Source organism: Delftia sp. DLF01, assembly GCF_014852125.1.
Lineage (GTDB): Bacteria > Pseudomonadota > Gammaproteobacteria > Burkholderiales > Burkholderiaceae_C > Comamonas > Comamonas acidovorans.
The window spans coordinates 1,139,250-1,141,484 of sequence record NZ_JACVAZ010000001.1; the positions used below are offsets into that span (position 1 = coordinate 1,139,250).

Here is a 2,235-nt window from a genome sequence, read left to right on the forward strand (position 1 = left end):
AAGGGTGAACACCTATGGAATTGCGCCACCTGCGCTATTTCGTCGCCGTGGCCGAGCAGGGCAACGTCAGCCGCGCCGCTCGCAAGCTTTTCATTGCCCAGCCGCCGCTGTCGGCCCAGCTCAAACAGTTGGAGGAAGAGGTGGGCGCAGCCCTGTTCACACGGCTGCCGCGCGGCGTGCGGCTCACGCCTGCGGGAGAGTCCCTGCTGGAGGACGCGCGCGCCATTCTTGCGCGCGCCCAGCAGGCCCCGCTGCGCGCCCGCGAACGCCAGCAAAGCCGCCAGGGCGTGGTTCGCCTGGGCCTGGTTCCGTCGGCAATGCACTCGGTGCTGCCCGGCCTGCTGCGCCGCATTGCCGACGCCGGCTGGAACCTGCGCGTGGAAGCCCGCGAGATGATCACCTCGCAGCAACTGCGCGCCCTGCGCGCCGGAGAGCTGGACCTGGGCTTCGGGCGCCCCGGCAAGGGCGAGCCACTGGCCGAGGAAGTGGCCGGCATGGACGATCCCTACTGCCTGGCCATGGCGCCGTCCCATCCGCTGGCGGCTGGCGAAGGCGCGCTACCGCTGCAGTCGGCAGCGCATGAGCCCTTCGTGGGCTTTGCACGCTACGAAGACGCCGACTACTTCGACCGCACCGTGGCCCTGTGCCTGGACGCGGGCTTCACCCCCTCCATACGCCACGAGGCCGGCCAGTTCGTCAACGTGCTCGCCCTGGTGGCCTGCGGCCTGGGCGTGGCCATCGTCCCCTCGTCCTTTGCCTCGCTGTACCGGGGCAAGCTGGTATTCAGGCCGCTGCAGGAATCGCGCTACCAGAGCCGGCTGGCGGTGCTGGCCGTGGCCGGGTCGGCTGACGGCGAAAGCGATGCAGGACGCGTGGCGCAGGCTGCTGCGCTGGAGTTGAAGCAGTTCGGGCGGAGATTGGCGCGGCTGCGATAGCAGGGTGCAGATGTCTTGATGGGCATGCTGTGCGCAGTCTGATGCTTTCACTGAGGAGACAGGGCGGGGCGGTAAAAAGCGGCACGGTGGCTCTGTTCGACCTTGCTGCAATAAAGATAGCTGTCGGGCCAGTTCGGCAAACCCCAGCGAGTCCATTGCACTGGATAAACAATCAATGAGCCACCGGATTTTTGATGAATGTGGTCACTTCGCCTGAGCTGCTCAAGCCAATGGCCTGAAGATTGTTCTGGTGGAATTGCATAACTCGATGGTATGCTTGCATACAAAGCGTTACGAAAGACGCGCTTTGTGCTTCCAATACAAGATTTTCGTAAACCCATGGATTGAGCCCTTGAGGCGATTTCCATGGGTTTGCGCGTTTCAGACTTATGTACATCGCCACAGGCATGCCAGGGATGGGGGCTTGCCGATCTTGGCGGATGGCCTGATGTAAGCGTCCTTTTGACGTGTATGCGCCTCCAGTGAGAGGGATGGCGCTGCATGCGCGTAAATGGGTCCGGTCATGTGCATGGGCTGTTGGGATTTATCGAAGGGTTTCGAGGGATGGATTCTTGAGCCAAGGGCTCAAGTGGTGCGCTGCTGTGCAAGAAGCTTTGACAGCGCACATCAAAGAAATTTAACGACTGTCAGGTTTTTTGATTAGCAAGCTAGCCAAAAACAAGGGCGCCGGGGAGGAGAGGATGGGAAATATCAAGAGAGGCATTCCAGCCATTTTTTCGCTGGCAATGCCTGGGCCATCGTGGGCCCGTGGAGATGTGTGGCCAGGCATGGCTGCAGTAGTCAGGGGTATTGCAGTCACGGCTGCGCAGATGCTGATCGCGCTCGCAGTATTTGCCCTGCCGCTGATCTCCACGGCCCAGACTGGGCAGCAAGATGGGTCTGCCGCCGCCCGGGATCGTTGGCGCTGGGCGACAGCAGATCAGGCCGAGTTGCAGGTGGTTGCGCTGGATGCGCGGCGCCAGCAGGTCGTGGTCAAGGCAGCTGGAGCGGAACTGGCCATACTCCGGCAAGGCGCCCAGGTTCCCCGTCTGTCTGTGTCGCTGGAGTCCGTATCCGGCAACACTGCCGTGTTCCGTCCCATGAACGTGCCCGGGCGTGAGTCTGTCGAGCGTATCGAGATCACTTCGACCGATGGCCGCCAGATGACCCGGAAAATCCAATCGGCGGCCCCTGCGCGGTCCATGACAAGTGGATGGATGGTTGTGTCGCCATGATGCGGGCGGCAGTGGAGAGCCTCCTGGCTGCAAGTGCCCCCTGCGGGCAAATGAACCAACGGGTG

General features: G+C 62.6%; 3 protein-coding genes. 2 read left to right on the forward strand and 1 reads right to left on the reverse strand.

Annotated elements, in window-relative coordinates; genetic code table 11:
• The first annotated feature begins 14 nt into the window (after window positions 1–14).
• A complete protein-coding gene (locus IB269_RS05005) occupies window positions 15–935 on the forward strand; it encodes a LysR substrate-binding domain-containing protein (RefSeq protein ID WP_192366534.1) in 921 nt (306 codons plus the stop codon).
• Between the two features lie 47 nt (window positions 936–982).
• Here IB269_RS05005 and IB269_RS05010 read toward each other — a convergent pair whose 3' ends face one another.
• Window positions 983–1,303, reverse strand: a complete 321-nt coding sequence (locus IB269_RS05010; RefSeq protein WP_192366535.1) for a hypothetical protein — start codon at window positions 1,301–1,303, stop codon at window positions 983–985.
• A 420-nt stretch (window positions 1,304–1,723) separates the two neighbouring features.
• Between IB269_RS05010 and IB269_RS05015 the strand changes: the two genes are divergently transcribed.
• Window positions 1,724–2,170: a hypothetical protein gene (locus IB269_RS05015; protein WP_157059697.1), complete on the forward strand. Its 447-nt coding sequence runs from the start codon at window positions 1,724–1,726 to the stop codon at window positions 2,168–2,170.
• Window positions 2,171–2,235 lie beyond the last annotated feature (65 nt).

Coding starts and splice junctions, on each gene's coding strand:
- IB269_RS05005 (WP_192366534.1), top strand. CDS start 15: ATGGAATTGCGCCACCTGCGCTATTTCGTCGCCGTGGCCGAGCAGGGC.
- IB269_RS05010 (WP_192366535.1), bottom strand. CDS start 1,303: ATGGAAATCGCCTCAAGGGCTCAATCCATGGGTTTACGAAAATCTTGT.
- IB269_RS05015 (WP_157059697.1), top strand. CDS start 1,724: ATGGCTGCAGTAGTCAGGGGTATTGCAGTCACGGCTGCGCAGATGCTG.